This is a genomic window from Methanolobus sp., from assembly GCF_016278365.1.
In the GTDB taxonomy this organism is placed as follows: Archaea; Halobacteriota; Methanosarcinia; order Methanosarcinales; family Methanosarcinaceae; genus Methanolobus.
Map to the genome: position 1 here is coordinate 138,287 of NZ_JADQBZ010000007.1, position 24,191 is coordinate 162,477.

Annotated in this window: 23 protein-coding genes; 11 read left to right on the top strand and 12 right to left on the bottom strand. The window is 44.3% G+C overall.

Features of this window, described 5'->3' with window-relative positions:
• Window positions 1-7 precede the first annotated feature (7 nt).
• Window positions 8-652, top strand: coding sequence for a ribonuclease HII (gene rnhB / locus QZZ22_RS08115; protein ID WP_292463939.1), 645 nt, complete (start codon window positions 8-10; stop codon window positions 650-652).
• Window positions 653-749: 97 nt separating this feature from the next.
• On the opposite strand, the gene QZZ22_RS08120 is transcribed toward rnhB, so the two are convergent.
• From QZZ22_RS08120 to QZZ22_RS08135, 4 genes are all read right to left on the bottom strand, one after another.
• Window positions 750-3,251: a PGF-pre-PGF domain-containing protein gene (locus QZZ22_RS08120; RefSeq protein ID WP_292463940.1), complete on the bottom strand. Its 2,502-nt coding sequence runs from the start codon at window positions 3,249-3,251 to the stop codon at window positions 750-752.
• Between the two features lie 239 nt (window positions 3,252-3,490).
• Window positions 3,491-4,186, bottom strand: a complete 696-nt coding sequence (gene purQ / locus QZZ22_RS08125; RefSeq protein ID WP_292463941.1) for a phosphoribosylformylglycinamidine synthase subunit PurQ — start codon at window positions 4,184-4,186, stop codon at window positions 3,491-3,493.
• Window positions 4,183-4,434, bottom strand: a complete 252-nt coding sequence (gene purS / locus QZZ22_RS08130) for a phosphoribosylformylglycinamidine synthase subunit PurS (protein ID WP_292463942.1) — start codon at window positions 4,432-4,434, stop codon at window positions 4,183-4,185. The genes purQ and purS overlap by 4 nt, the downstream gene beginning before the upstream one ends.
• A gap of 101 nt (window positions 4,435-4,535) precedes the next feature.
• The gene (locus tag QZZ22_RS08135; RefSeq protein ID WP_292463943.1) at window positions 4,536-5,123 is read right to left on the bottom strand and encodes a CDP-alcohol phosphatidyltransferase family protein; all 588 of its coding nucleotides are present in this window, start codon (window positions 5,121-5,123) and stop codon (window positions 4,536-4,538) included.
• A gap of 248 nt (window positions 5,124-5,371) precedes the next feature.
• Between QZZ22_RS08135 and QZZ22_RS08140 the strand changes: the two genes are divergently transcribed.
• The 3 genes from QZZ22_RS08140 (at window position 5,372) to QZZ22_RS08150 (ending at window position 9,499) form a co-directional block, all read left to right on the top strand.
• The gene (locus QZZ22_RS08140) at window positions 5,372-5,755 is read left to right on the top strand and encodes a hypothetical protein (RefSeq protein WP_292463945.1); all 384 of its coding nucleotides are present in this window, start codon (window positions 5,372-5,374) and stop codon (window positions 5,753-5,755) included.
• Window positions 5,756-5,970: 215 nt separating this feature from the next.
• Window positions 5,971-8,181: a diphthine--ammonia ligase gene (locus QZZ22_RS08145; protein ID WP_292463946.1), complete on the top strand. Its 2,211-nt coding sequence runs from the start codon at window positions 5,971-5,973 to the stop codon at window positions 8,179-8,181.
• Window positions 8,182-8,260: 79 nt separating this feature from the next.
• Window positions 8,261-9,499, top strand: coding sequence for a hypothetical protein (locus tag QZZ22_RS08150; RefSeq protein WP_292463947.1), 1,239 nt, complete (start codon window positions 8,261-8,263; stop codon window positions 9,497-9,499).
• Between the two features lie 35 nt (window positions 9,500-9,534).
• Here the strand turns inward: QZZ22_RS08150 and QZZ22_RS08155 are convergent, their stop codons facing one another.
• On the bottom strand, window positions 9,535-10,914 hold the full coding sequence (locus QZZ22_RS08155) for a divalent metal cation transporter (protein ID WP_292463949.1): 1,380 nt from the start codon (window positions 10,912-10,914) through the stop codon (window positions 9,535-9,537).
• A 111-nt stretch (window positions 10,915-11,025) separates the two neighbouring features.
• Here QZZ22_RS08155 and QZZ22_RS08160 point away from each other — a divergent pair, with 111 nt between their 5' ends.
• The 3 genes from QZZ22_RS08160 (at window position 11,026) to QZZ22_RS08170 (ending at window position 12,586) form a co-directional block, all read left to right on the top strand.
• A complete protein-coding gene (locus QZZ22_RS08160) occupies window positions 11,026-11,553 on the top strand; it encodes a CidA/LrgA family protein (protein ID WP_292463950.1) in 528 nt (175 codons plus the stop codon).
• Entirely contained in the window at window positions 11,546-12,262 is a 717-nt protein-coding gene (locus tag QZZ22_RS08165; RefSeq protein ID WP_292463951.1) for an LrgB family protein, read from the top strand. Before QZZ22_RS08160 ends, QZZ22_RS08165 begins: the two co-directional genes overlap by 8 nt.
• 78 nt (window positions 12,263-12,340) lie before the next feature.
• Window positions 12,341-12,586, top strand: coding sequence for a hypothetical protein (locus tag QZZ22_RS08170; protein ID WP_292463952.1), 246 nt, complete (start codon window positions 12,341-12,343; stop codon window positions 12,584-12,586).
• A gap of 64 nt (window positions 12,587-12,650) precedes the next feature.
• Here QZZ22_RS08170 and QZZ22_RS08175 read toward each other — a convergent pair whose 3' ends face one another.
• Together QZZ22_RS08175 and QZZ22_RS08180 are read right to left on the bottom strand one after the other, a co-directional pair.
• Window positions 12,651-12,941, bottom strand: coding sequence for a hypothetical protein (locus QZZ22_RS08175; protein WP_292463953.1), 291 nt, complete (start codon window positions 12,939-12,941; stop codon window positions 12,651-12,653).
• Between the two features lie 257 nt (window positions 12,942-13,198).
• Window positions 13,199-14,218, bottom strand: a complete 1,020-nt coding sequence (locus tag QZZ22_RS08180; protein ID WP_292463954.1) for a TIGR00341 family protein — start codon at window positions 14,216-14,218, stop codon at window positions 13,199-13,201.
• A 143-nt stretch (window positions 14,219-14,361) separates the two neighbouring features.
• Here QZZ22_RS08180 and fen point away from each other — a divergent pair, with 143 nt between their 5' ends.
• Window positions 14,362-15,387, top strand: coding sequence for a flap endonuclease-1 (gene fen / locus QZZ22_RS08185; protein ID WP_292463955.1), 1,026 nt, complete (start codon window positions 14,362-14,364; stop codon window positions 15,385-15,387).
• Window positions 15,388-15,416: 29 nt separating this feature from the next.
• Here the strand turns inward: fen and QZZ22_RS08190 are convergent, their stop codons facing one another.
• The 4 genes from QZZ22_RS08190 to QZZ22_RS08205 all read right to left on the bottom strand — a co-directional run bounded on the left by QZZ22_RS08190 (window position 15,417) and on the right by QZZ22_RS08205 (window position 17,762).
• Window positions 15,417-16,196, bottom strand: coding sequence for a CPBP family glutamic-type intramembrane protease (locus QZZ22_RS08190; protein WP_292463956.1), 780 nt, complete (start codon window positions 16,194-16,196; stop codon window positions 15,417-15,419).
• A gap of 249 nt (window positions 16,197-16,445) precedes the next feature.
• Complete coding sequence (locus QZZ22_RS08195; protein WP_292463957.1) at window positions 16,446-16,736, bottom strand: hypothetical protein; 291 nt, start codon at window positions 16,734-16,736, stop codon at window positions 16,446-16,448.
• A gap of 410 nt (window positions 16,737-17,146) precedes the next feature.
• Window positions 17,147-17,485 (bottom strand): DUF86 domain-containing protein, encoded by a 339-nt coding sequence (locus QZZ22_RS08200; protein ID WP_292463959.1) that lies wholly within the window; start codon window positions 17,483-17,485, stop codon window positions 17,147-17,149.
• On the bottom strand, window positions 17,478-17,762 hold the full coding sequence (locus QZZ22_RS08205; RefSeq protein WP_292463961.1) for a nucleotidyltransferase family protein: 285 nt from the start codon (window positions 17,760-17,762) through the stop codon (window positions 17,478-17,480). The genes QZZ22_RS08200 and QZZ22_RS08205 overlap by 8 nt, the downstream gene beginning before the upstream one ends.
• A gap of 189 nt (window positions 17,763-17,951) precedes the next feature.
• On the opposite strand from QZZ22_RS08205, the gene QZZ22_RS08210 reads away from it, so the two are divergent.
• From QZZ22_RS08210 to QZZ22_RS08220, 3 genes are all read left to right on the top strand, one after another.
• Window positions 17,952-18,080 (top strand): hypothetical protein, encoded by a 129-nt coding sequence (locus QZZ22_RS08210; RefSeq protein ID WP_292463962.1) that lies wholly within the window; start codon window positions 17,952-17,954, stop codon window positions 18,078-18,080.
• 86 nt (window positions 18,081-18,166) lie between these two features.
• Window positions 18,167-20,770, top strand: a complete 2,604-nt coding sequence (locus QZZ22_RS08215) for a DEAD/DEAH box helicase family protein (protein WP_292463964.1) — start codon at window positions 18,167-18,169, stop codon at window positions 20,768-20,770.
• 212 nt (window positions 20,771-20,982) lie between these two features.
• Window positions 20,983-22,788: a thiamine pyrophosphate-binding protein gene (locus QZZ22_RS08220; RefSeq protein WP_292463965.1), complete on the top strand. Its 1,806-nt coding sequence runs from the start codon at window positions 20,983-20,985 to the stop codon at window positions 22,786-22,788.
• A gap of 113 nt (window positions 22,789-22,901) precedes the next feature.
• On the opposite strand, the gene QZZ22_RS08225 is transcribed toward QZZ22_RS08220, so the two are convergent.
• Window positions 22,902-24,188: a phenylacetate--CoA ligase gene (locus tag QZZ22_RS08225; RefSeq protein ID WP_292463966.1), complete on the bottom strand. Its 1,287-nt coding sequence runs from the start codon at window positions 24,186-24,188 to the stop codon at window positions 22,902-22,904.
• Window positions 24,189-24,191 lie beyond the last annotated feature (3 nt).

The following is a 24,191-nucleotide window of genomic DNA, read 5'->3' on the forward strand; positions in this document are numbered from 1 at the left end:
GAGTATAATGAGAATCGCTGGGATCGATGAAGCTGGAAAGGGGCCTGTGATAGGTCCCATGTGCGTTGGCGGAGTGCTTATGGAGGAGTCCAGGATTAACGTCCTGAAGAACCTGGGTGTGGCTGACTCAAAGAAACTGACTCCAAAAAAAAGGGAAATGCTTGCCCTCCAGATAGAAAAATATGCTCTTCAAGTCTTTGTTCTTGAGATCAGACCTCAGCAGATAGATGAGCTGCGCAAGCTGATGACCATGAACGAGATAATGGTGCTTGCCTTTTCCAGAGTCCTCGAAGAACTGCATCCGGATGTTGCTTTTGTAGATGCCGCCGATGTGAGCGAGGAACGATTTGGGAAAAGACTCCTGCTTGAATATGAGAAAAAGTACGCTGAGAAAGCTGGCTGCATGTCAGTTATATCAAAGCATCAGGCTGATTGCATATACCCGATCGTTTCTGCTGCTTCCATTGTCGCAAAGGTACGCAGGGACAGCCTGATAGAAGAGCTCAAAAAAGAGATAGGAGTGGACTTTGGCAGCGGTTATCCTTCAGACCCTAAGACTAAGAAGTTCCTGCAGGACTGGTTCCAGGAACATGGAGAATTGCCTGATATAGTAAGGCATTCCTGGAAAACGGCTGTGAATATCATGAAATGAGAAGGTCTACTTTATCATGCCCGCTGTTGGAACCTAATTTGCGAACTTTAAAAAAGACTGACTGTCAATAAGAACTAAAAAATGTTGAAACGAAGTTTTAACTTCGTTTCCTGTACAGAATATATGCACCTCCAAGCACTACCGAGATACTTCCCAGTATCAGAAGGATATTGCTTGAGATACTCTTGGTTGCTGCTACAGTTCCCGCTTCCTCATCGGCGATCAGGTCTGCACCGGTATCATCCACCGATCTCAGTGATGTGTCAATAACATCGTTATCAGATGTTCCAGAACTGATAGCAAACGGCGAGAAACCCGGAGTATGGCTTTCGAAGTACATGTACCTGTCATCTTCCCCGGCAACAGTTGTCGGGACTGCATCCCACGAATCATCCGCATACCTGAAGAGTTTTACCAAATCAACATTGATCTCATTTTCTTCCAGCCAGGATTTCTCAACTCTGAAGCCAATCATCAGGTTCTCGACATTTTCCGGAGACACAAAGCCAACACTGCCAACCCATATGTTCATTTGCTGGTAAACTTTGCCGGGCGCATCGGTCTTTGCGAATGAGGACCTGCCCTTTAGCACTTCAACTATGGCCTGTATCTTTCCTGAGTTCTTCAAAGCATCGAACTGGATGGATGTGATGGCATTGCCCTCTTTTTCAAACTCATAATTTATGCGCGAGTCTACGTTAACGAAGATACCCTGAACTTCCTTTACCTGGATGTTCTCGTACTTCTCGCCGGTAGTGCCACCGCCGCCACCACTGCTCCCGCCGCTTCTGACGGTAGAGGTAGAGGCTTGGGAGGGCTTCGGGCCAATCCAGAACTTGGTAGTGAACATCTGCAAGTTACCTGTATTGTCCTCAACATACAACGAAGCAGAATGCGCGCCATGGGCCAGTCCCGTGGCATTGTAAGAGGCGTATGAATCAGTGATACTTGCATTAGGACTGTCTGTGACCTCTATACCGTCAAACATGAGAACTATGGAGCTTCCGTTAATACCTGTCCGCACATCAGAGTAGTTGAAGCGGATATCCACAGATGTTGTACCTTCTGCAAAAGCATGGTCATTAGAAGGTGTGACTCCAACCACAACAGGAGCGGTGCGGTCCACATTTATAACATGGTCAGATTCCATCGAAATGCTGTTCTTTGCAGTATCTGTTGCAACTGCTCTGAGAGTATAGTCCCCTTCCGCAATCTTTGAAAGATCGAGCTCCGCAATCCACGAACCATTTTCCAGGTGTCCAGTGGCCGTTTTCACAATCTTGGAGCCGGAAAGAAGTTCAACGCTGACAGCTGCTACATCTGCTGACGTGCCGGATTCGAAGACCTTAACTAACAGGTCAGAATTGGTGTACACGAGCTTACCATGATCAGATGTTCCTGAAACATTACTTATAACAACTACGGGAGCTGTGTTGTCAACGGCCACAGCCACTACTTCTGATATCTCCTTACCAGAAGCATCCGTGCTGAGCAGATTCAAAGTATACATTCCACTTGGAAGGGGTTTTCCCTGCTGATCTGTTGCATTCCATTCAAATGTATACATGCCCGAATCAAGATTCTCAGTGATGCTATTCTCAAGAACTGCAGCACCAGTGCTATCAGTTATTGAAAACTCAGCTGATACATAATCAATGCCACTTATATTAACTTTTATGTCTACCGGATTGTTAACACTTATGGCTTTTACAGAACTTACTTGCAGGTATTCAGTGTTGCCTTCGACTATTACAGTCGTGCTTACTACGGGAGACCATGACATATGATCCTTTACTTTGAAGTCTATAGTATGGGTTCCCACTGACAGGTTTGAGCTGGAAAAGTTTGACTGGTTACTTAGCAGATTGTCAATGCTGGACCACCACTGATAACTAACGCTCTTCCCATCGGGGTCGATGCCTGTCCCACTGAATGTGATGTCCTCACCTGCTTTAGCAGGATTGGGAGAGATAGAATCAATAGTAGCTACAGGAGGAGTATTTTTCAGGATGACCAGATTACCATAAACCCGGTCAGACCACTGACCTTCACTATCCACGGCCCTGAAGCTCATCGTATGATTGCCTACGGATAGACCACTCGTATATAAGGTCCTTCCTCTGCATTGTAAACCATCTAGGTCAGAGTACCATTCATGAGCTTGCTTTAATGGGATTGCAGTGTAATTGTAAACGTATATGCCAACTAGATCAACTTGCTCACGCTCAATTGCAGGATTCGGCCGGATAAAACTGATTGCAACTACAGGACGTGTATCTGCCGAAATCAAATCAGTCCTTTTCAAGGAGTCCGATCCATTCGCATTGCTGACCGTCAGACTCACAGTGTAATTACCAGATGCCATATAGGTGTTTGCAGGATTCTGGAGATTGGATGTACTGCCATCACCAAAGTCCCACAACCATGATGTCGGCTCTCCGCTTGAGGTGTCAGTGAACCTGACCTCAAGAGGAACTTTTCCGCTTACAGCATCCGAGTCAAAGGAAGCAACCGGAGCTGGAGTAATCTCAGAGGCATTCGCGATACCTATGCATAGAAATGATACAATTACCACTAAAGCAACAAAGCTTATTTTCATTTAATACCACCACTCAAATGAAATAAGGACAAATGTTAGATAAAAATGTTAGGAAACATTGTTACTTAAAATGAGTAAGTATTAATTAATGGATAAAAGTAAGTAAAAAGTTTAAATTTAATACTATGCATTTTTATTAAGATTCAAATCAAAGGCTCAAGAAGAACAAAGAAGTATGAGTAAAGGAATTACCTATCGATACTTCTTGTTATTCAAAGAATAGTCCAAAGTACAGCCATTCAACGGTTAGAGATATACTCCACCATCGACCTGAACACCTTCAATCCGTCAGAAGAGCCCAGCACTTCCTCGGATGCACGTTCGGGGTGTGGCATCATTCCAAGCACGTTCTTCCTTTGGCTTACTATGCCCGCGATGTTCTCTCTGGAGCCGTTGGGATTTGCTTCGTCGGTGGCATTACCGTTTTTGTCCACATACCTGAATACTACCTGATCATTCCTCTCCAATGATGCGAGGGTCGGCTCGTCAGCATAATAGTTACCTTCCATGTGGGCTATAGGGATACTGAGAGTTTCTCCTTTCCTGAACATGGATGTGAAGGGCGTGTCGGTGGTCTCGACCCTCAGGTAGGTGGCCTCGCACCTGAATTTGGGGTAATTGTTGGTTGTGAGCGCACCGGAAAGCAGGCCGGACTCGGTAAGCACCTGGAAACCGTTGCATATACCAATAACGGGTTTTCCTGCATCTGCCTGTTTCTTGACGGAATTCATTATCGGGGTTCGTGCGGCTATTGCGCCAGCCCGGAGGTAGTCACCATAGGAGAAGCCTCCCGGTATCACGATACCATCGAAACGGTCAAGGTTCTCTTCCTTGTACCACACTAACTCAGCATCGACACCCAGTACGTCCTTAAGGACATGTATAATATCAAGATCACAATTGCTTCCCCCAAACTGGACAACAGCAATGCTCATTCTATTTCCCTCAGGGATACGGAATAATTATGGATGATCGGGTTAGCTATCAGTTTCTGGCACATCTCTTCTACATTTTCCCTTGCACTGTGTATGTCATCCGCTTTCAGGACAATGGTATATTTCTTTGCGGTCCTGACACTGTCGGCCTCATAACCAAGGTGCTCAAGAGCCCTTTTGACAGTCGTGCCTTCCGGATCGAGCATACCGGCCTTAAGTTCAATAATTACTTCAGCTTGATACTGCATCTTCTATCCTCAGCTCTCTTATTAAATGGATAATAGTGATATCAGGCTTTAATGCAGCACTTGATATTATAATCTTTGCTCCGGGAACATGGGCCTATACCTTATGCAAGTGACTGCTTTGCATGCAACAGGCGCTGTACGACAGTCACATGAGTGAGCACCACAATGACCACGATAGCCAGACCCAGCATTCCGGTAAGGGCTCCTGCCACAAGCACCAGCAACCTTTCCGGTCTTTCAGCTATCCCTACGTCCATTTCCTTTGCCCCCGCTGCCTCTGCCCGGGAGCGTGTATAACTTACAAGGTAGGAGCCGATAATTGCTATTACTGCCCATAGCCACATTGGAATGGAAAGGAAATCTACCTGAGTGATATTTCCTGATATCAGGCCATAGATAATGCCCGCAAATATCAGGGCATCAGCATACCTGTCACAAACGGAATCAAGCACTGCCCCAAAAGCAGTAGTAAGGCCATTAGCCCTTGCAACTGCCCCATCGAAAATATCAAAGAGCCCGCTCAGAAGGATAGTGAGAGCCCCCAGTATCAGAAAACCCCTGGCGAACTGGAGTGCAGCAATAACACTAACAAGTAACCCGATAATAGTTAACGCGTTCGGTGATAGAGGTATATTTCTTGCCAGAGGCAGGAACCAGTTCCTGATATTGTCTTTTAGTGCTCCCAACATAGTATGTCCATCCTGTTATCTCATATCCCAACTCATTTTGTTTTATTTGTATTTATCCATCTGCCTGTTTCTGTCTTTGTACAAAGGGAATACTCATCATAATTATGGTGATTATACAAAAGAAGGTAGATATCATTATATACTTGATTGTCAAACCACCAATTGTACTATAGAAAACAGGACCCATCTTTTCCTTAGTTATGGAGTCATGTCGGAAATAACCATAATCCGGGCAGAGGCAATAACAAATGAAGACCGAACGCAAGATCATTGTATCAGAGAATGGAAAACTCGTTCTGAAGAAAATCACTCTGGCATGCAGGGATACCAGTGGAAAGAATCTCTATCTCCTTGAATCAAACAAAAAAGGCGAAAAAAAGGAAAGTCTTTACGAGCGTATCGAGAATAATTTCCTGAGAATCGGTTTGCTTAAAAAAGTAGATATGTCGACACTAAACAATGAAGAGATTAACCGGCTTATCTATAAGAAACATGAAAAGGAGGATAGGTTCCTCAAAGCTGGCGAAAAGCGCGGCTTCAACTTTGATGTTGATATGGACCCGGAAGATATCCTGAAGTTCTATGTCTCCCTCACACCCGAAGAAAGGATCGAACTTAACTGCAAGCCTTGAACTTTAAAACAGGGGTTGACCGGGATTTGATCAAATCCTAGTTTCATTTATTTGTATTGTCTCGGGTTCTAATCAAGGTTCGATTTTAAATCAATACTTCTATAAGCTGCGTTGGTCGATTAGACAGATGTTTCCTGCAAACTCATTTATACAAAACTTTTATTGATAATCATTGTGTATAGCCTCTCAAAAACATATTCTGTGAAGAACTGAAAATGTGCGCAATTACAGGCTACTTTAACATTGATGACTCTATTGAACTGACCTTGAAGTCTCTGGAGAGTATGAAGAACAGAGGACTTGACGGCGTCGGGCTTTGTGGACCCGCGTGGGCAGAATATAGCGGTGACATACACAGTTTGAACCTTCCTTCGGGCATACAGCAGAACGTGCTTGGTCATCGCCTGCATTCCATGGTCAGTTTTGTACGCCAGCCCATAGTCCATAATGGGAAAATGGTTGTCAACTGCGAAATATACAACTGGAAAGAACTCGGGGAAAAGTACGGCATTGAAGCTGTAAATGATGCGGACCTGCTCATAAAGTTAATAGAGCTGAAACTGAAAGACGAAACAGATAGCTTAAATGATGAAAAGGCTGATGTGCCCGGGGAGATTTCAGAAACTGTTGTCCTTCAAAAACTGGATGAATTGCTGGCCGAAGTAGCAGGAGTATATGCCTTCGCTTACTGGCTTGGTGATAAGATCTACATAGCCAGGGATATTATGGGAATCAAGCCACTCTGGTATAGTGTAGCTAACGGATTCGCTTTTGCTTCCGAGAAAAAGGCCCTCGTTGGTACAGGACGCATAGACATCAAGGAGCTTAACCCACGCGATATCTTTTGTTATGATATACAGAGCAACTCCACCATTCACTTAAACCGCAAATTCTTCTCTATCCAGCCGGAGCACACAAAACCGATTGAAGAGATCAAAAAAGATTTCCACAGCCTTTTGGAAAATGCCGTTTCCATACGCTTTCCTGATGAAAGGTTTGGCATATTATTCTCAGGTGGACTGGATTCTACCGTTATAGCATGCCTGTGCAAGATGCTGGGGAAAGAACCTGGAATTGATTTCACATGCTATACAGCCGGACTGGACGAGGTACAGCTTCCCCTTGATATTGAATACTCACTGAAGATGGCAGAAGAGCTTGGCCTTGACCTGAAGATTAAGAGGATTGGGCTTGAGCAAGTTGAGGAGTATCTTAAAACTGTCGTTCCGCTTGTTGAAGATACCAATGTTCCGAAGGTAGGCGTTGCCCTGACAATGTATGTAGCATGTGTGGCTGCCAGAGAGGACGGCATAAGGGCCATGTTCTCAGGCTCCGGCGCTGATGAACTGCTGGCCGGATATGACCGCCATAAACGTTCCACAGATATCAACAGGGACTGCTATGCTGATATACTGAAGATATACGAGAGGAATACCTACAGGGATGACGTGGTCTCGATGAACAATAACATCGAGTTGCGTGTACCATATCTGGACAAACGCTTTGTTGATTATTGTCTTAAGATACCTGCCAGCTACAAGATGCATGAGGATCAGAACAAGTGGATACTGCGTGAAATAGCCAGGGAGCTTGGTCTCCCGCAGGAGCTGGCCCTGAGAAAAAAACAGGCTGCACAGTATGGCAGCAGGTTTGACAAGGCAATCGGCAAGCTGGCAAAAAGAGCAGGGTTTAACACAAAGACCGCATACCTGAAACAATTCTATGACCAGCACAACCTTAAGCTGGGTGTGCTTTTCAGCTCAGGCAAGGACAGTAATTATGCAATGCATATCATGCAGGAGCAGAACTACTCCATAGAGTGCCTTATCACTATTAAGAGCCAGAATCCCGACTCATATATGTTCCACACCCCCAATATCAGCCTGGCCAACCTGCAGGCAGAGGCGATGGGTATCCCACTTATCGAAGAGACCACAAGAGGCGAAAAGGAAACAGAGCTTAAGGACATGAAGAACGCCATCCTCAGAGCAAAGACTGAGTTCGGGATAGAGGGAGTTGTCACGGGGGCTCTGTATTCGAATTATCAGCGCGAAAGAATAGAGAAGGTGTGCGATGAGCTTGGCCTTAAGGTATTCTCACCTCTCTGGCATATCGATCAGGAAAAGGAGATGCACCAGTTACTGGCGATAGGGTTTGAGTTCATATTCAGCAGCGTCGCAGCCTACGGGCTTGACAAAACCTGGGTCGGACGCAGGATAGAAGAGAAGGACATCGAACGGCTTGTCAGGCTCAACGAGAAGATTGGTCTCAATGTCGCAGGTGAAGGAGGCGAGTTCGAGAGCTTCGTGCTCGACGGGCCTATGTACCATAAGAAGATAGAGATTCGGGAAATGGAAGTTTTAGAACTGGATGAGTACACTGCAAAAGTGGTCATCACCAATGCAGCGCTTGTCGATAAAGACTAAATACTGCCACCAACTACGAAAATATAAATACTGTTCTCCTTATATTTGTTAATTAGAATTGCGATAGCAGTTATAAGGAGTGGAGTATTTGGAACTTACAATGGTGATACCCAGTTACTGGAGCCGGGATAGTGCTACAGGCTGGAAAGAAGGGGATGCTGTTTACGACCATCCCATCCCGATAGACCAGGAGGGGACGCTTGGCAGGGCGATCAGAAGCATGAAAGTGCTTGATGATAAGGATTTCAAACTAGTGGTACTGGCAGTGGCGACTTCTCCGGATATCGAGAGTGAGGTTGAGGATATTGTAACAACGATCGTTGAGCAGACAGCACCTGATGCAGGAATAAAGGCTGCGGTGTTTGGAACCTCACACCTGAAAAACATCCATGAGATATTGGAGAAAGAGAGGAATGCCGCTTACCAGGACCTTCTGCGGCTTATGGGATATTCCAACGTTCGTAACATGTGCCTTTTTGTACCTCACATCATTGGGGCAGATGCTGCAGTGCTTATCGATGATGATGAAGTGTTCGAGGACCCTGATTTCATTGGTAAGGTCCGGGAGCATATCGGCCAGGATGTTAACGGCAGGAAGATATACGGACTTGCAGGCTATTATCTGCAGCCGGATGGCAATTTCTATGTACCTGCTCCCGAAGATGGATGGGCCTACTACTGGGGCAAGCAGACACAGATGAACAAAGCCTTTAAAGCTGTGATCGCATCCCCGCCAAGAATAAAGGAAACACCATTTGTATTTGGCGGGAACATGACAATTCACAGGAACCTCTTTACAAAGATACCCTTTGATCCCCATGTCAGAAGGGGAGAGGATATTGATTATATCATGAACACCATGATGTTCGGTTTCAACTTCTTCCTCGATAATGAATTGCACATCAAGCACCTGCCGCCTGAAAAAAGTCATCCGCAGTGGATGCGTCTTAGGGAAGATATATACCGTTTTGTTTTTGAAAGAGAAAAACTGAGACACCAGAAGGACATAAAAGGCATGAGGCGCATCTCGGCCGAGGATTTTGGCGAATACCCCGGCATTTTCCTGAAAGAAGACCTTGACGAGAGAATAAAGAAAGCCAGCATGCTCCTCTCTGGAGAATACCGTCGCAATGGCGACCTTCAGGGAGGTATTGAAGCTTTGAAGAACATTGAAGTTGCTAAAGAAGAGGCAGTACCTTCATTTGATCCTTTCGAGCATCTTTTAGAACTTCAGAAGAGCTGGGAGCAGTTAATGAGCTATACGGGTCAGGATATGGTCAGGCAGGAGATGCAAGGAATTTTGGGGAAAAAAAGGTAGGTTAGCCAGACTTGCCAACCTTCCTATGTTCCTGTTCATACCCGGAAAAATTCCACGTAGACAAAACCAAGTGTCATCAGCAGGAAAAACAACAGTCCAGCCCAGCTCAGGATCTTAAGGAATGTTCCCGGACGGTCCTTTGCCGGCACATTGCTGCCGTTCATCACTTTATAGTTTATGTAGGCCAGAACCGGCGAGGTGACAAAGCTGATGATGGCAGCAAAGCTTAGCAGTTGCAGCAGGTTATTGACGAAAAATAGCACGATTATGCAGGAAGCGACCACCGACAATACAATTGTAAGCTGGAAGATTTGTTTAAAGCGCCTGGAAAAACTGTCGTTGAGCAACGTGCAGCTGGCAGCCAGTGAACGCGGATAACCATCAATACAGGTCATGGTAGTGCTAAACATCGTGGTAAAGGCGGCAGTCAGGATCAAAGGCTTTGACCATGAACCAATATTTGCTGAATACAAATTGACCAGCTGTTGACTGAAACCTATCCCACCGCTTGCAAGTTCCGCGCCAGACCCATACATAATGAGTTTGCCAAGCCCAACAAAAGCTACGGCCATGAGTACAGCCATTACATATCCCAGATAAAAATCAATCGAGGTTTCCCTGGTCGTTGCGAAGTGGCCGGTTTCTTCTTTCCGGCTGAACATCCACAGGCTTGACCATGCTGACAGGTCTATCGGTGCCGGCATCCATCCCAGTAACATCACTAAGAACGGAAAAGCCATCCATGTCCAGGGACTTGGGCCAACAAAGTCTGGTGATGCAACAGGACCGTGAGAAAATGCCAGGCCCAGCGCTACCAGTGTGCTCAGGCCAAGTACCACAACAGCAAGTTTTGCCATCTTATCAAGCATTTTATAATGCCCTACCAAAATAACTGCAGCACATATTAGCAGGATGCCAACAGTCAGAATGGGAATACTGCTGCCGTCAAATCCATAGCCTGCAAATAAAGTTCCACTGATCATGGCCACACTGGCTGTATTTATTATCCCCGTGAAGATATTGATACCGAGGAAGATATATACATAGGCGACACCCTGCCGTTTATACCCGGCCAGGAGACTTTCACCTGTAGCAGCTGTATAGCGCTGGCCATATAAGAAGAACGGATATTTGAAGAGGTTAGCCAGCAGAATCAAACCAATTAAACTCCACCCGTATTGTGCCCCGGCCTGAGTCGACCAGACAAGATGCGAGCCGCCAATGGCAGCACAAGCTACCAGAATACCAGGACCTATTGCCTTGAACAGGTTGGTACGGCTGTCAGAACTTGCGAAAAGCTCTGAACTGATCTTTTTGAACATACTGGCATGACTACTGGGATACTCAGCAGTTACCGGCGTGATAGATCCAATAGCAGGTTGTGCATTGGTCATAGCTATGGGTTGCTTGGTCATGGTTACATCTCAGAATAAATATCAATAAATATCAGGTATCAATTTCAATCACGGGCGATATTAATCTAAAAATATAGATATTATTTGTATTATAAAACGCTTTCCCGGCAAGTGTTAGATGTAATTATCCGGACAATCCCCGAATTCTTCTGCCATGAAGCCGAAAACCTTAATGCTGCCGAGCAACAGTTGAAGTACTCATCTAAGAGTACATGTTTGTATCTGCACGGGATGATCACTGACAATTTTTCAAAATGCACTGAGCTTGCTGACATATCCATGATCAAATATCTTATTCAATTCGGTATTATTTTCCTTGCCAGTTTTCTGGGCGAACTCCTCTATACATTCCTGGATATTCCCATACCTGGTAACATACTTGGAATGCTGCTGCTGCTTTTGTCCCTTCTGACCGGCCTGTTGAAGCTGTCCATGATAGAAGATGTGAGCAACTTCATGCTGAAGCACCTCCCCTTCTTTTTTATACCTGCAGCCGTAGGATTGATAACCAGTTTCTCTTTATTGGAAGGAAAATGGACAGTTCTTGTGTTCATAGTCGTTATTTCGACCTTTATCGTGGCAGCGGTTACCGGCATAACGACACAGGTGCTGATTAAAAGGAGGAAATCAGATGAATGAGATAATCTCTTCTCTTGTTACTTTCCTGATAGCTTCCCCGGTGTTTGGCATAGGGATATCTCTGCTGACTTATTGTGCAGGCAGTCTGCTATACGAAAAGACAGGCTCTCCCTTGCTGAATCCACTGGTTCTGAGTATGCTGGTGATCATTGCCCTTCTTGTGAGCTTCGATATAAGTTTCGATGACTACAACCGGGGAGGGAGATTCATATCCTTCTTTCTGGGACCTGCCACTGTAATCCTGGCCGTGCCCTTATATAATAAGATCAGCCTGCTCAAAGAGAATGCCCTGCCTATACTTGCAGGAATCGTAGCAGGTTCTGCTGCCGGCATTGTGAGCATAATTCTCATGTCCAGGATGCTCGGGCTGAGTGAGCTGGTGAGCACTTCCCTTATCCCCAAATCTGTCACAACACCTATAGGGATAGAAATCTCCAACCAGCTTGGTGGAATGTCATCAATAACAGTGGCAGCCATTGTTTTAACAGGAATAACAGGTGCCCTGCTGGGACCCATGGTCTGCAGGCTTTTCAGGATCAGGAATAAGGTGGCGATAGGAGTTGCTATTGGCACCTCATCCCATGCTCTTGGTACCACCAAAGCCGTGGAGCTGGGAGAGACCGAAGGGGCGATGAGCGGACTTGCGATAGGCATCGCAGGACTGGTGGCAGTGTTTCTGGCTCCGATACTGGCGAATTTACTGATGTGAGAAGAATTGATGCTTTTCATATCTGTTATTGGAATCTAACAGGAATGCTTATTTCAGTAATAACCAAACTATGTCCTAATGAACAGGGGAGTTTTCATGATCCATATACAGAAAAGATATCAGGATATTGCTGATGAAATAAAAGAAGAGGATATTGACCTTGTAAAGATCAACCTGACGATCACAAGAAAAGTCTGCTGTGGCGGCAGGGATAAGAAAGACTACGACCTGGGCTGGGTCGAGCATCCTAAAGACATGAAACTGACTACTGTCAGGGAATACACAATTAAGGATCGGGTGCTTGAGGTATGGATAGAACCCTGATATAGTGAGTCACTGCCTGACAAAAAAAGAAAGATGTGATGATTGAAGTAGTTTCGTTAAAGGCTTATTCTACTTCGATCTCTAATCCGCCTATGAAACCAGCTACTATGTTGTAGATCAATGCGGTAAGTATGCCAACAACAAGGCCCATTATCCCATAGAATATTGGCAAAGCTACAATAGCTCCAATTCCTAAAGCCAAGCCTGCTATTCCAGAACCTTCCATCATGGAGCCCATTCCTATAGATGTGATTGTCAGTATAGCTCCAAATATGAGCCCCATTATTCCGTAAACTGCACCAAAAATCTTTCCTAGTGAGAAAATCCCGATATTCGTAATGTACTTTGTTGTCATAACAAAACCTCTTAAAGAGTAAATAAAGTAGCATACATAATATATAAAAAGATATCCAAAGTAATTCCATTTTTAGACTGTTCATCACATTGAGAAAATGATGCATGATATTGACATGAGCAGAGGAATCAGGAACTCAAAGAGCCTATTCAACAAACAAGATGTTAAAATGTGGTTCTGTAGAATTCTTCAATCTAATGACATACAACCTTGCAGACTTGCCAAGGTTGTATGCTATTAACTTATTTAATCTCTTTTTACCATTCCTGTGATATAGAAATTATAAATGCCATAAGCATGATAAGTATAATCCAGATAGCTAGTGCATAATTTGTTGTCTTTTTTGCGCCATCTATCTCAGACCACTTGCCAGGCCTTACGCCCTGTACTGAAAAGGTGATGACGCCCGCAAGGTTCACTGCAATCAGATTAACAAGGAACAGCAGAAGCGACTGAAAAGCTATTATCTGGTGGCCAGACCCCAGGAGAAGGCCAAATACAACTAGCGGAGGGAGAAGAGCAACGGCAACCATCACTCCTACAATAGCTGCCGAAACGCCAGTGGTGATAGACAGCACCCCGGCACCTCCTGCGGCGAGTGCCAGTATCAAGTGACCGTATCCAACGTCAGTTCTGGTGGCTATCTCATTGATGGAAGGATCAACTGGGACAAGAGAACCCACGATCAGTGAGATGAGAAATGTTATACCTATACCAAAGCCGTTACTTTCCAGCGCCTTCACAGCAAGTTTCAAATCTCCGAGAGCTGCAGACAATGAAAGAGCGATGTTTGGCCCGAGCATCGGTGCTATCACCATTGCTCCGATTATTATTGCGGTACTGTTATAAAGCACTCCTATCACTGCTACTATAGAAGATAGGATAACTAGTGCAATGTAGACCCTTGTGAGTTTCACGTTCTCGATTGCTTCCTCATAAAGTTCCTCACGAGTGACCTGTCCATACTTGGTGTTTTTTTCAACGTTAACCTCATTCTTCTCATAGTCCTCACTCTTACCATCGGCCTCTTCTGGATGAGGTATGGTGGCATCAATAGCATGGATAATAATCCTGAAGGAGGACTCTCCTGAAAAACGGTTGCTAAGTTTATCTATGATCTCTTCAATATCCTCTGAAATAGAAAGTATCCTAACAAGGATATTTCCACTCGAAAGTTGTATGTACCAAACACCAACATGGTTCATTCCCTCAAGTAACTGCTCAACTTCATGTTTTTGATCACCCGGAAGAATCACTTCTAGAAGTCGCGTGGTCATGATAACCTGTCAGAGAGGATCAATGCAGTACTATTGAAGTTGCGGGAATTTATAGTTATCATGAAGGGAACATTCCATATGGTGATAGATGCTGCAACTCAAAAAGCCAAAAATACTATCTATATCAGATGCATCTTACCTTTATGGGTACGCAGATCGGAACCTTACTTACAAAAAACCCTATCACTTACGAAGAACTGTCGGGTAAAGTGATTGCCATCGATGCATACAATACCATATACCAGTTCCTGAGTGCCATCAGGCGAAAGGATGGATCCTTACTTACGGATTCTTCCGGCAATCCAACTTCGCATCTTACCGGCCTCTTTTCAAGAACCAGCAAATTGAGGGACGCTAACATTAAGCCGATTTTCATTTTTGATGGAAAGCCACCGGAGATGAAGAAAGAAACACTGGAGAAACGCAGGGGGATTAAGGAAACAGCAGCTCTTAACTATGATATTGCCAGAGAGGAAGGCAACCTTGAGGACATGAAGAAATTCGCACAGGGAACTTCAAGAATTACTCCGCAGATACTTGACGAATCGAAAAAGCTCCTTGAACTCATGGGTATTCCCTGCTTGCAGGCGGAATCTGAAGCTGAGGCACAGGCGGCATTCATGACCTCCCGGGGAGATGCCGACCTCGTGGGTTCACAGGACTATGATGCGTTCCTTTTCGGAGCAGAGAGTGTCGTCCGCAATCTGGGAAGCACCGGGAAGAGAAAAATCCCCGGCAGGAATGCCTATGTTGCAAAGACACCGGAGCATATCTCCCTGGCAGGCTCCCTTGAGCAGCTGGAGATCACCCGTGAACAACTTATCGATATTGCCATTTGCATCGGCACGGATTTCAATGAGGGGATCCATCATGTCGGCGCAAAGACCGCTCTGAAACTTATCCTTAAGCACAAGGATATAATCACGATGATCAAAGAAGAGAACAAGGATATACGCACATGCGCTTCAGTTGAAGAGATAAGGGAGTTCTTCCTGAACCCTCCGGTAACAAGAGATTATACCCTGAAATGGAAAAAGCCAGAACCAGACGCATTATTTGATTTCCTTGTAAGGGAGCGTGACTTTTCCGAAAAGCAGGTTTTGAGTAATATCAAGATCTTAGAGGGCAGGGCGAGCGATAATTGCCAGTCTTGTTTAGGCGACTGGTAAACAATTTATGATGAGGTACAGGAATATTTTCAGGGCTGGAACAGGGAACCAAGAATCACAAGTATTGTGAGCATGGATGTCACGTTGGCCAGTATAGCTGCTTCAAGCCCCCTTTTCCAGTAAAGCCATCCGAAAACGCTTCCTGCCATGACGTTCAGGATCATGATTCCGGAGGCAAATACCATATTGAGTTCTATTGACGATGATAGTGATGAAACATAGCCAAGACCATAAAGGATACTTGCAAGCATTATGGATAACCAGATGCCGGTGGTTGTAGGAAGGCCTTCAGATGTCTTTTTTATCTTCCATGTGATCCACACTAAAAAGGTTACCAGGAAAAATCGCAGGATTAGCTCTTCCACTATGCCTACATAGAATGAATAGAGGAACCTCTGCCATAAGGGTGGTGACGACAGGAATATGGTCAAAGGTTCAGTGAACATGGAAAAAATACCCCTGTCCACTACAAAGATAGTAGTGCCCACCAATACGCCAAGCAATAAGGACAGTTTTACAGACGAACTGAATCCTGCAGGCAAACCCCTTGCCTCAAACAATGATTCAAGCACTGGTGCCTTTAAGCCAACTTTCCTTCCAAGGAAAAGACCTACAACGATGGAAATGATCAAAAAAACGGTGCCCCGGGCAAATTGTGTTGCCAGGACCATTGGAAGGGAACTGCCAAACTGGGCAACCACATCCCCTGAGACTGATACTGCATATGGAAGGGATGCAAGCATCGAAAACTCTGCTACCATGAACAACACCCAGAAGACCCCCCAGTCAGTAATATTTTTCGTGTTCATCCTTAATGTTCCTTTTTTCAAGCCAACTTAGCAGAGCTGTATGTATTTTGCTTTTTCATTTACTATAATCGACTATTGTATAAGCGTTCTTTTATTTGTAACTGTCCTATAGTTACTAGAAAACTAATAAAAAGAAACTATTCTGGACACGATGCTTGATGCCTGAATAGAAACCTTGAGAAAAGAAAAAAATACTGCTTAGCATAAAACAAAAATCAAATCCGTTTTTAGGTCAATTTCATTGACTGCTCATTCTATTTCGAGTTCCAGACCACCTATGACCCCGGTCACTGCATTGAATATCAATGCGGTGATCACACCACCAATAAAGCCAAGCACACCATAGAAAATAGGTAATGCAATGATTGCCCATACTCCAAATAACATTCCTCCGGCTCCCTGACTGTACATCATGGAGCCCACTGTCAGGGAAGTAAGAGTTATGATAACTCCAAATATCAGACCCATTACTGCATAGATCACTCCCGTGATCTTCCCAAGTGAAAGCACACCAATCTTTCTCACGAATTTCTTCACCATAAAATAAACCCTCCATTAGTATATTCTTTAATAGTAGTTTAAAAATATATCTGGCAGGGAGGATTGCAGAGGAGCGGGGAATCAGGACGGTATAGCTGTCATTGGGTGCTTTAGGGGAGAGGGGGCGGTTTGATTACGGGTCGGTGAGAAAGGAGGGGATGAAAGAGAGGTTGAAGTAAGTAATTCTGTAGAATTCCCTCATTCACCATTGACAAACAAAGAACAACACAACCCCGCCCACCGGAGGCGGCACATTCCCTTGCTGCCGTACTGAAGACTATTGAATTAATGCCAGTTGTCAAGTCGCAAAAGATGAGCAAAAGAAGATTATGCAATCTTGGTACTTACTACATTGTTCAATCCTTCAAAAGCACCCCTTGTCGAGATGAAAGTTTGGTCAGCTAAATCGTTTACCTGTCCTCCAGGATTCTCCGTGTTTCCAATTCTAAATCCGGGAGGTAGTTTTCGATTATGTCCCATACTATATCCATGTCGATGCCAAAATATTCGTGTATCAGGATGTTTCTCAATCCCACTATCCTTTTCCATGGGATATGGGAATAATTATATCTGGTTTCAGGAGGGATTTTGCCTGCAGCTTCTCCAATGATCTCAAGATTGCGGACAACCGCATCAACCCGCATCTCGTCTTCCAGAAATTCCTCAAGAGTGATATTCTCCACATACCTTTGAATTTTCTCAATTGCTGCAAGCATATCTGCAAAGAAAACCAGTTGGTCTCTAGGCATAAACAGCCTCTTTCAGGATATGCTCTCTTAGCCGTGGCTTTATGGCTGTCTCAATGACAAGGTCCACGTCTCTTCCAAAGAGTTCTTCAAGATAGAACTTAAGTTCCATATAATTACCAAAGGTCTTTTGGCCTTCTTTGAATTCCACAAGGATATCAACATCACTATCTCTGTGTTCCTCTCCTCTTGCAAAAGAACCGAAAACACCCACTTTTTTGACACCAAAACGCTCCATTATCACGTTCTCGTGTTCTCTTAACATCCCGAGGGCATCCATAATTATTACTCACCGACAAAGTTTAAATCGTTAACCCTGAACATGGCAGAAACCGGTTGATTTTAATCTGCAGCCGGGATTCCGGTATAGTTCTGCTGCTTCCTTAAGATTAGCAATGGCCTCCGCAATATCCTTATCGATGTCTATCGCTTCTGGACACATTTCTTTGCGCCGGATGATCTGAAACCGATGCTTGAACCGGAAGGCTTTGAGGACATCGAATGTTTTGATGATGTGTTGCCGGAGATCGATATGTGGAACGGAAGGAATATGCTGTTCTGTAAGGAGAGGAAGGTTGTTGGGAGAATAGATGCTTGAGAGCATCTAGTTCCTTTATTATAGCTCTATAAATTAAGATGGCATCAATCAAAAAGTTGATATTGTAATATCCAAATTATAAAATCATGAATGAAAAAAAAGTGAGTTTCAAGAAAATCTCATCAAGTACATATAAACCAACTAATCCAGAGGTATTATGGCGCGATTTAACTAAAAAAAATAGGAATCCTACAATTGAAAGTCTGTGGTCACATCAAGCTGATATTCTTAGGGACTATATGGACAATATAGAAGCAAAGGATGTTGCACTTGAACTGCCAACAGGGAGTGGAAAAACTCTAGTTGGTCTTTTAATTGGAGAGTATCGAAGGGTTGTAAATAATGAAAGAATATTATATCTTTGTCCCACTAAGCAGCTAGTATTTCAAGTCTTAGAAAAAGCAACTGGATACAATATTAAAGCACATGCTTTTGTAGGGACTCAAAGAGAGTATAATGTAGAAAACTTTAATGATTTTTTAAGTGCTGATGCTATTGCAGTCTCTACATATAGTGCATTGTTTAACTATGGTAAATATTTTAGTGATGCTAATGTAATTATTTGTGACGATGCTCACGGAGCCGAAAGTTACATTTCTTCGATGTGGTCTTTAAATATAAGTTCTTTTCATGATTTATACAATGAAATTATCAACCTTTTTCAAGATGTTTTGCCCAAAGCATTTGTCGACTCATTATATACCTCATCGACTACTCGAAAAAAAACTATCGAAAAAGTACATAATCATCATTTTTATGAAAGGGTTGACCGATTAGAAGAATTACTATCTACTAATCTTTCACGTGATCAGCCAAATTTATATTATCCCTATCTTTCTATTCAAGATAATTTAGCAGCATGCAACATGTACGTCTCACCGTCTGAAATTTTAATTAGACCTTGGATTCCACCTACCCTTTCCCATGATTCTTTTATTTCTGCTACTCAAAGAATCTATATGTCAGCTACCCTAGGAAAAGGTGGAGAATTAGAAAGAATAATAGGTATGCCTGAAATTAGAAAGTTGAGTGTTCCAGCAGGTTGGGATAAACAAGGTTCAGGGAGGCGATTTTTTGTATTGCCCGATAATAAATACAAAATGAATGAATACATTCATTTCATAGCCGACAATATCAATAAACGTGATAGAACTCTAATTTTATGTCCTGATAATCAAACAGCTGACCTAATAAAATATTCCCTAGGAGAATGTGGAGTAAGTCACACATATTATACCGCTGAGGATATAGAGGAATCATTGGATGCTTTTGTCGCAGATGATCATGCTATTCTTCTATTAACAAATAGATATGATGGAATCGATCTTGCTGACGAAGCATGCAGGCAGTTGATTATAGCAGGGTTGCCCGCTGCTGCAAATTTACAAGAGCGATTTTTATTATCACGTTTAGGAATTATTTCCATTCTAAAAGATCGCATTAGGACTCGTTTTACTCAAGCATCTGGAAGGTGTACTAGAGGAGCATCTGACTATTCAGTTGTGATTCCAATAACTCAAGATCTTTTTAAGTATTGTCAGACTAAGGAAAACCGTGATGAAATGCATCCTGAACTCCATGCAGAATTAAAATTCGGACTGCAGCAAAGTAAAGAATATGAATTGGATGACCTTTCAGAATTAATTGATTTATTCATGGAACATGGGGAAGATTGGGAAAGTGCAGAAGAATCAATAAAAGAATTTAGAGATGATTTAGAAATTGTAGAAGATAATAGAAGCATAGTTCTTAATTCTATTGTAAAGGATGAAGTATTATTCCAAAACAATTTATGGAACAAACATTATGATGATGCTTTTATTCAAGCTCGTAAGATAATAGATAGACTATCAGGAGATGATTTCTCTGATTATAGAGCTTTGTGGAGTTATTTTGCTGGAAATGCTGCATTACTACAATATCATAAGGCAAATGACACTACCTACTTAGATTCATGCGATACATTTTATACCATGGCTAAGAAATCTGCAAGAACAATTAGCTGGTTTGCAAATTTGCGTTCCCCAAAGCGATTGACTGATGATATTGATTTAGACGCACTATCGGGTTATGCAATAGAACATATTATTGCAAAAATAAATAAACTTGGTTTAGTTGGTCCTAAGTTCAATACTAAAATGAAAAACATAAAAGATTTAATTTCAGCAGATTCAGCAAATGAATTTGAAATGGGTTTGACAAATCTAGGTGAGTTATTAGGTTTTGAAACGGACCATCCTGGACAAACAGCTGATCCCGATAGCATCTGGATGTTAAATAATAATGTTCTAGTATTGTTTGAAGCTAAAAGTGATGAGAAAGAAGAGGGAGATATTTTTGTCCGAACTTGTAGACAAGCCCGTGGTCATTACGAGTGGGCAAAACATAATATTTCAAATTATGATGAGTTTGAAATAAAAATATGTGTCGTTATCTCTAAAAAACCCACTTTATCTAATGATGCAATTGCACAATCAAATGATTTGTACTATGTTAATATTGACGAAATACGCCATATATTTGAAACGGTTTCAGGGATTTTAAGTAGAATACGTTCGCAATCAAATAAAGTTAATGATGATAAAATAAGAATTAAATTGTATGAAGAATTAAAGGCCGCAGACTTAGACCCTGAATGCTTGATTGCTAAACTCAATAAAACACCACTTAAAAGTTTGAGTGAAACGTAAATAACCCAAACCCTTAAATACCACCTCTCCCGAACTCATACCTAATGTCAAATCCTACCACAGCTCACACTGTATTCAACGTGTCCGTAGTAGTGGTAGTACTGTCAGCTTGAGCAAGAAAAAGAAACTTTTCAGGCTCAAGTGCGCTGTTTTTGGTTCTTTACTGATTAGTGTATCCTGTGCCGGGATCGTTTCTTTCACGGAGAATGAAAATGGAAGAAATGAATGGAGCAGAAATTTTAGTTAAATGCCTGGAGGACCTCGGGGTCAGACACATCTTTGGTTATACGGGAGCGGCGATACTGCCGGTGTTCCATGCCCTTGAGAAGAGTGATATCGGGATAATCATCAATTCCAATGAGCAGTCGGCGGCGTTCAGTGCAGCCGGTTATTCCCGGTCGAGCAGCGAGGTCGGTGTAGCCATAGTCACATCCGGACCTGCAATTACCAACACGCTCACCAGCGTTGCGGATGCCTATGGTGATAGCATTCCCATGCTTGTAATTGCAGGGCAGGTCCCGGAGCATAAGATAGGCACCGACTCGTTCCAGCACATCAACGTCAAGGGCATTTTCGGGGAGGCTGCAAAGAAGGTCATACAGGTATCGAATGATGATGACCTTGAGTCGATCATCAAGGACGCATACTACTTTGCCAGGTCGGGAAAACCCGGGCCTGTTGTCATAGATGTTCCGCTGGACAAGCAGCAGAAGATGCATGAGTACCGGGACATGAACGTCATGAGGTTCGAGGAGAGTTATCATGACGACAGGCACCTGTGCGAGGAACAATGCGCAGAGTTCTTCCGGCTGCTGCTCAACTCCAAAAAGCCACTGCTCTACCTGGGCGGTGGCCTGAACTCGGAAGCAGGAAGCAAGGCCATCCGGGAGTTCAACGAACGCTTCAACATTCCCTCGGTCAACACCCTCCTGGCAAAGGGCGTCGTTGACGAACGGAATGAACTCAACCTCGGGATGCTGGGCATGTTCGGCACACCGTATGCCAATATGCTCATCCAGGAGAACGACTTCTTCTTCGCCATCGGGGTCCGGTGGGATGACAGGGTCGCGGAGAAGGTCGGGTTCGCGATAGGCACCGACATAGCCTACATCGATATCAATCCCGAGAAGATGCACCAGATAAAGATCGAGCGCGGCCCGAAATTCACATTCATCGGTGATGCTGCTACAGCCATCCGGGACCTGCTCAATTATGCGAAAAGGTACAGCATCACCTTGGATATACACGAGTGGCAGGAGCGTGCCAGATTCCTGAAGAGGTCCTGGCCCTTGGATTATAACAGAGAATCCAAGAAAATACAATCTGCCGAGGTCATGGCCCTGCTTGCAAACTATGTTGACGGCAACACAAAGATAACCACAGGTGTCGGTAACCACCAGATGCTTGCGGCCCAGTACCTGCCAATGCAGAAGGCCAAGTCCTTCATGACATCAGGCTCTTTCGGAACAATGGGTTTTTCCCTTCCCACAGCCATCGGTGTCTGCTATGCCAACCCGGATGCAAGGGTCATTGCAATAGATGGTGACGGCAGCCTGAAAATGAACATGGGGGAACTGCACACTATTGCGTCACTGGACCTGCCCGTCAGGATACTAATGCTGAACAACCAGAGTGATGGCATGGTCCAGAATCTGCAGGATGCAGCTTACGGGGGAGCCAGGACAGGAACACAGAGACCGAAAGATGTTTGCTTCGCCGATATCGCAAGGTCCTTTGGCTTCAGTTACACAGCAAGAGTAAAGGACAGAAGTGATCTGAAAGAGAGTATCGAAACCTTCCTGAGTTCAGAAGGACCCTGTTTCCTGGAAGTCTGCACTGACAGCGAGGAGGTCCTTTACCCTAAGGTTCCTGCCGGAGGAGCTTATAAGGACATGATCCTTGGGCCTTACATAAAACAGGTATCTTCCACTTCGGCTTGTGATCGGTCAGATCTGTCCGAAAGACCTGATTTGTTAAAAGCAGATGGTATCTCTGTTAATATATCAAACATTGAGTAGTCTCAGGAAACTGGCCCTGCAGACTATATCTAAGTCTGTAGAGGCATGTTTCCTGCTTGAACGACCACCTGTACAGTCAAGCAGGGACGGAACAACAATTCATTTTCAATTGTTCACATTTCCCTGTTATCGATGACTCTCCTGCTCTTCTTTTCACTGCGAGGCAGCGCTCCCATTGCCACACATTCCACTTCAACACTGACACCTATGAGATCCTGGAAGGCCTTGTCGAGTTTCTTTGCCTTTACCCTGCAGTTCTCGAGGTCATCCGCATGCTCGATCTCGACCCTGAAAAACATGGTGTCCCTGCCGGCATCCCTTTCAAGGATTATCTGGTACTCGCTACTCACACCTTCAACCCTGTGAATGACATCCTCTATCTGTCCGGGGTAGACATTCACACCTTTTATCTTGATGCGGTCATCGGTACGCCCCAGAAGGCGGTCTATGCGCGGGAAAGGACATCCGCATTTGCACGGCTCGGGCAATATGCGTGTGAGGTCCCTTGTCCTGTAGCGGATCAACGGGGCACCTTCTTTGGTCAGCGTGGTTATTACCAGCTCACCAAGGGTGCCATCGGGCAGGCTCTCCCCCGTGACCGGGTCAATTACCTCAAAGAGCAGGTGGTCGGACCAGTAATGAAGACCATCATGCAGCGAGCAATCCAGGGCAATACCCGGTCCGTATATCTCGGTCAGGCCGAAGATATCATAGGTATCAATCCCAAGTTCATCCTCGATGCGAGCCCGCATTTTGGGACTCCAGCGTTCGGAACCTATAATACCGACCTTCAGGTTTATTTTGTCCTTGAGGTCTCTTTTGCTGATCTCCTCTGCAAGCAGGAGGGCATAGGAAGAGGTGCTTGCAAGTGCCGTGGACTTCAGATCAAGCATCATCTGCAACTGTTTTTCGGTATTTCCCGGACCCATGGGAACAGCCATGGCCCCCAGACGCTCCGCACCTGCCTGAAACCCGATGCCTGCAGTCCACAACCCGTATCCGGGTGTTATCTGTATCCGGTCCTGATCTGTAAGTCCCGCCAGCCGATAGCAGCGCATCATCATATCCGCCCACACCTCCACATCATTCTTAGTGTAAGGGATAATGACCGGGCTGCCGGTGGTACCCGAAGACGAATGTATCCTCACGATCTTCTCGTCCGGCACGGCCTGCAGACCCAGAGGATAGGCATCCCTCAGTTCTTCCTTTGTGGTAAGCGGGAGCTTTGTTATATCTTGCAGGGTGTTTATCTGGCCTATATCAATCCCTTCCCTCCGGAACTTCTCCTGATAAAAGGGACTCCCCTGCATAACTCTTTGAAGAAGATCCTTTAACTTGACAGTTCTTTCCTCCACTGATATACCCAGGTCCCGGACATCAATTTCATGACAATTACACATTCA

Bases quoted from the DNA above. Each gene is read 5' to 3' on its own strand.
- rnhB (WP_292463939.1), top strand. From the start codon at position 8: ATGAGAATCGCTGGGATCGATGAAGCTGGAAAGGGGCCTGTGATAGGT.
- QZZ22_RS08120 (WP_292463940.1), bottom strand. From the start codon at position 3,251: ATGAAAATAAGCTTTGTTGCTTTAGTGGTAATTGTATCATTTCTATGC.
- purQ (WP_292463941.1), bottom strand. From the start codon at position 4,186: ATGAGCATTGCTGTTGTCCAGTTTGGGGGAAGCAATTGTGATCTTGAT.
- purS (WP_292463942.1), bottom strand. From the start codon at position 4,434: ATGCAGTATCAAGCTGAAGTAATTATTGAACTTAAGGCCGGTATGCTC.
- QZZ22_RS08135 (WP_292463943.1), bottom strand. From the start codon at position 5,123: ATGTTGGGAGCACTAAAAGACAATATCAGGAACTGGTTCCTGCCTCTG.
- QZZ22_RS08140 (WP_292463945.1), top strand. From the start codon at position 5,372: ATGAAGACCGAACGCAAGATCATTGTATCAGAGAATGGAAAACTCGTT.
- QZZ22_RS08145 (WP_292463946.1), top strand. From the start codon at position 5,971: ATGTGCGCAATTACAGGCTACTTTAACATTGATGACTCTATTGAACTG.
- QZZ22_RS08155 (WP_292463949.1), bottom strand. From the start codon at position 10,914: ATGACCAAGCAACCCATAGCTATGACCAATGCACAACCTGCTATTGGA.
- QZZ22_RS08165 (WP_292463951.1), top strand. From the start codon at position 11,546: ATGAATGAGATAATCTCTTCTCTTGTTACTTTCCTGATAGCTTCCCCG.
- QZZ22_RS08170 (WP_292463952.1), top strand. From the start codon at position 12,341: ATGAACAGGGGAGTTTTCATGATCCATATACAGAAAAGATATCAGGAT.
- QZZ22_RS08175 (WP_292463953.1), bottom strand. From the start codon at position 12,941: ATGACAACAAAGTACATTACGAATATCGGGATTTTCTCACTAGGAAAG.
- QZZ22_RS08180 (WP_292463954.1), bottom strand. From the start codon at position 14,218: ATGACCACGCGACTTCTAGAAGTGATTCTTCCGGGTGATCAAAAACAT.
- fen (WP_292463955.1), top strand. From the start codon at position 14,362: ATGGGTACGCAGATCGGAACCTTACTTACAAAAAACCCTATCACTTAC.
- QZZ22_RS08190 (WP_292463956.1), bottom strand. From the start codon at position 16,196: ATGAACACGAAAAATATTACTGACTGGGGGGTCTTCTGGGTGTTGTTC.
- QZZ22_RS08195 (WP_292463957.1), bottom strand. From the start codon at position 16,736: ATGGTGAAGAAATTCGTGAGAAAGATTGGTGTGCTTTCACTTGGGAAG.
- QZZ22_RS08200 (WP_292463959.1), bottom strand. From the start codon at position 17,485: ATGCCTAGAGACCAACTGGTTTTCTTTGCAGATATGCTTGCAGCAATT.
- QZZ22_RS08205 (WP_292463961.1), bottom strand. From the start codon at position 17,762: ATGGATGCCCTCGGGATGTTAAGAGAACACGAGAACGTGATAATGGAG.
- QZZ22_RS08210 (WP_292463962.1), top strand. From the start codon at position 17,952: ATGCTTGAACCGGAAGGCTTTGAGGACATCGAATGTTTTGATGATGTG.
- QZZ22_RS08215 (WP_292463964.1), top strand. From the start codon at position 18,167: ATGAATGAAAAAAAAGTGAGTTTCAAGAAAATCTCATCAAGTACATAT.
- QZZ22_RS08220 (WP_292463965.1), top strand. From the start codon at position 20,983: ATGGAAGAAATGAATGGAGCAGAAATTTTAGTTAAATGCCTGGAGGAC.
- QZZ22_RS08225 (WP_292463966.1), bottom strand. From the start codon at position 24,188: ATGTGTAATTGTCATGAAATTGATGTCCGGGACCTGGGTATATCAGTG.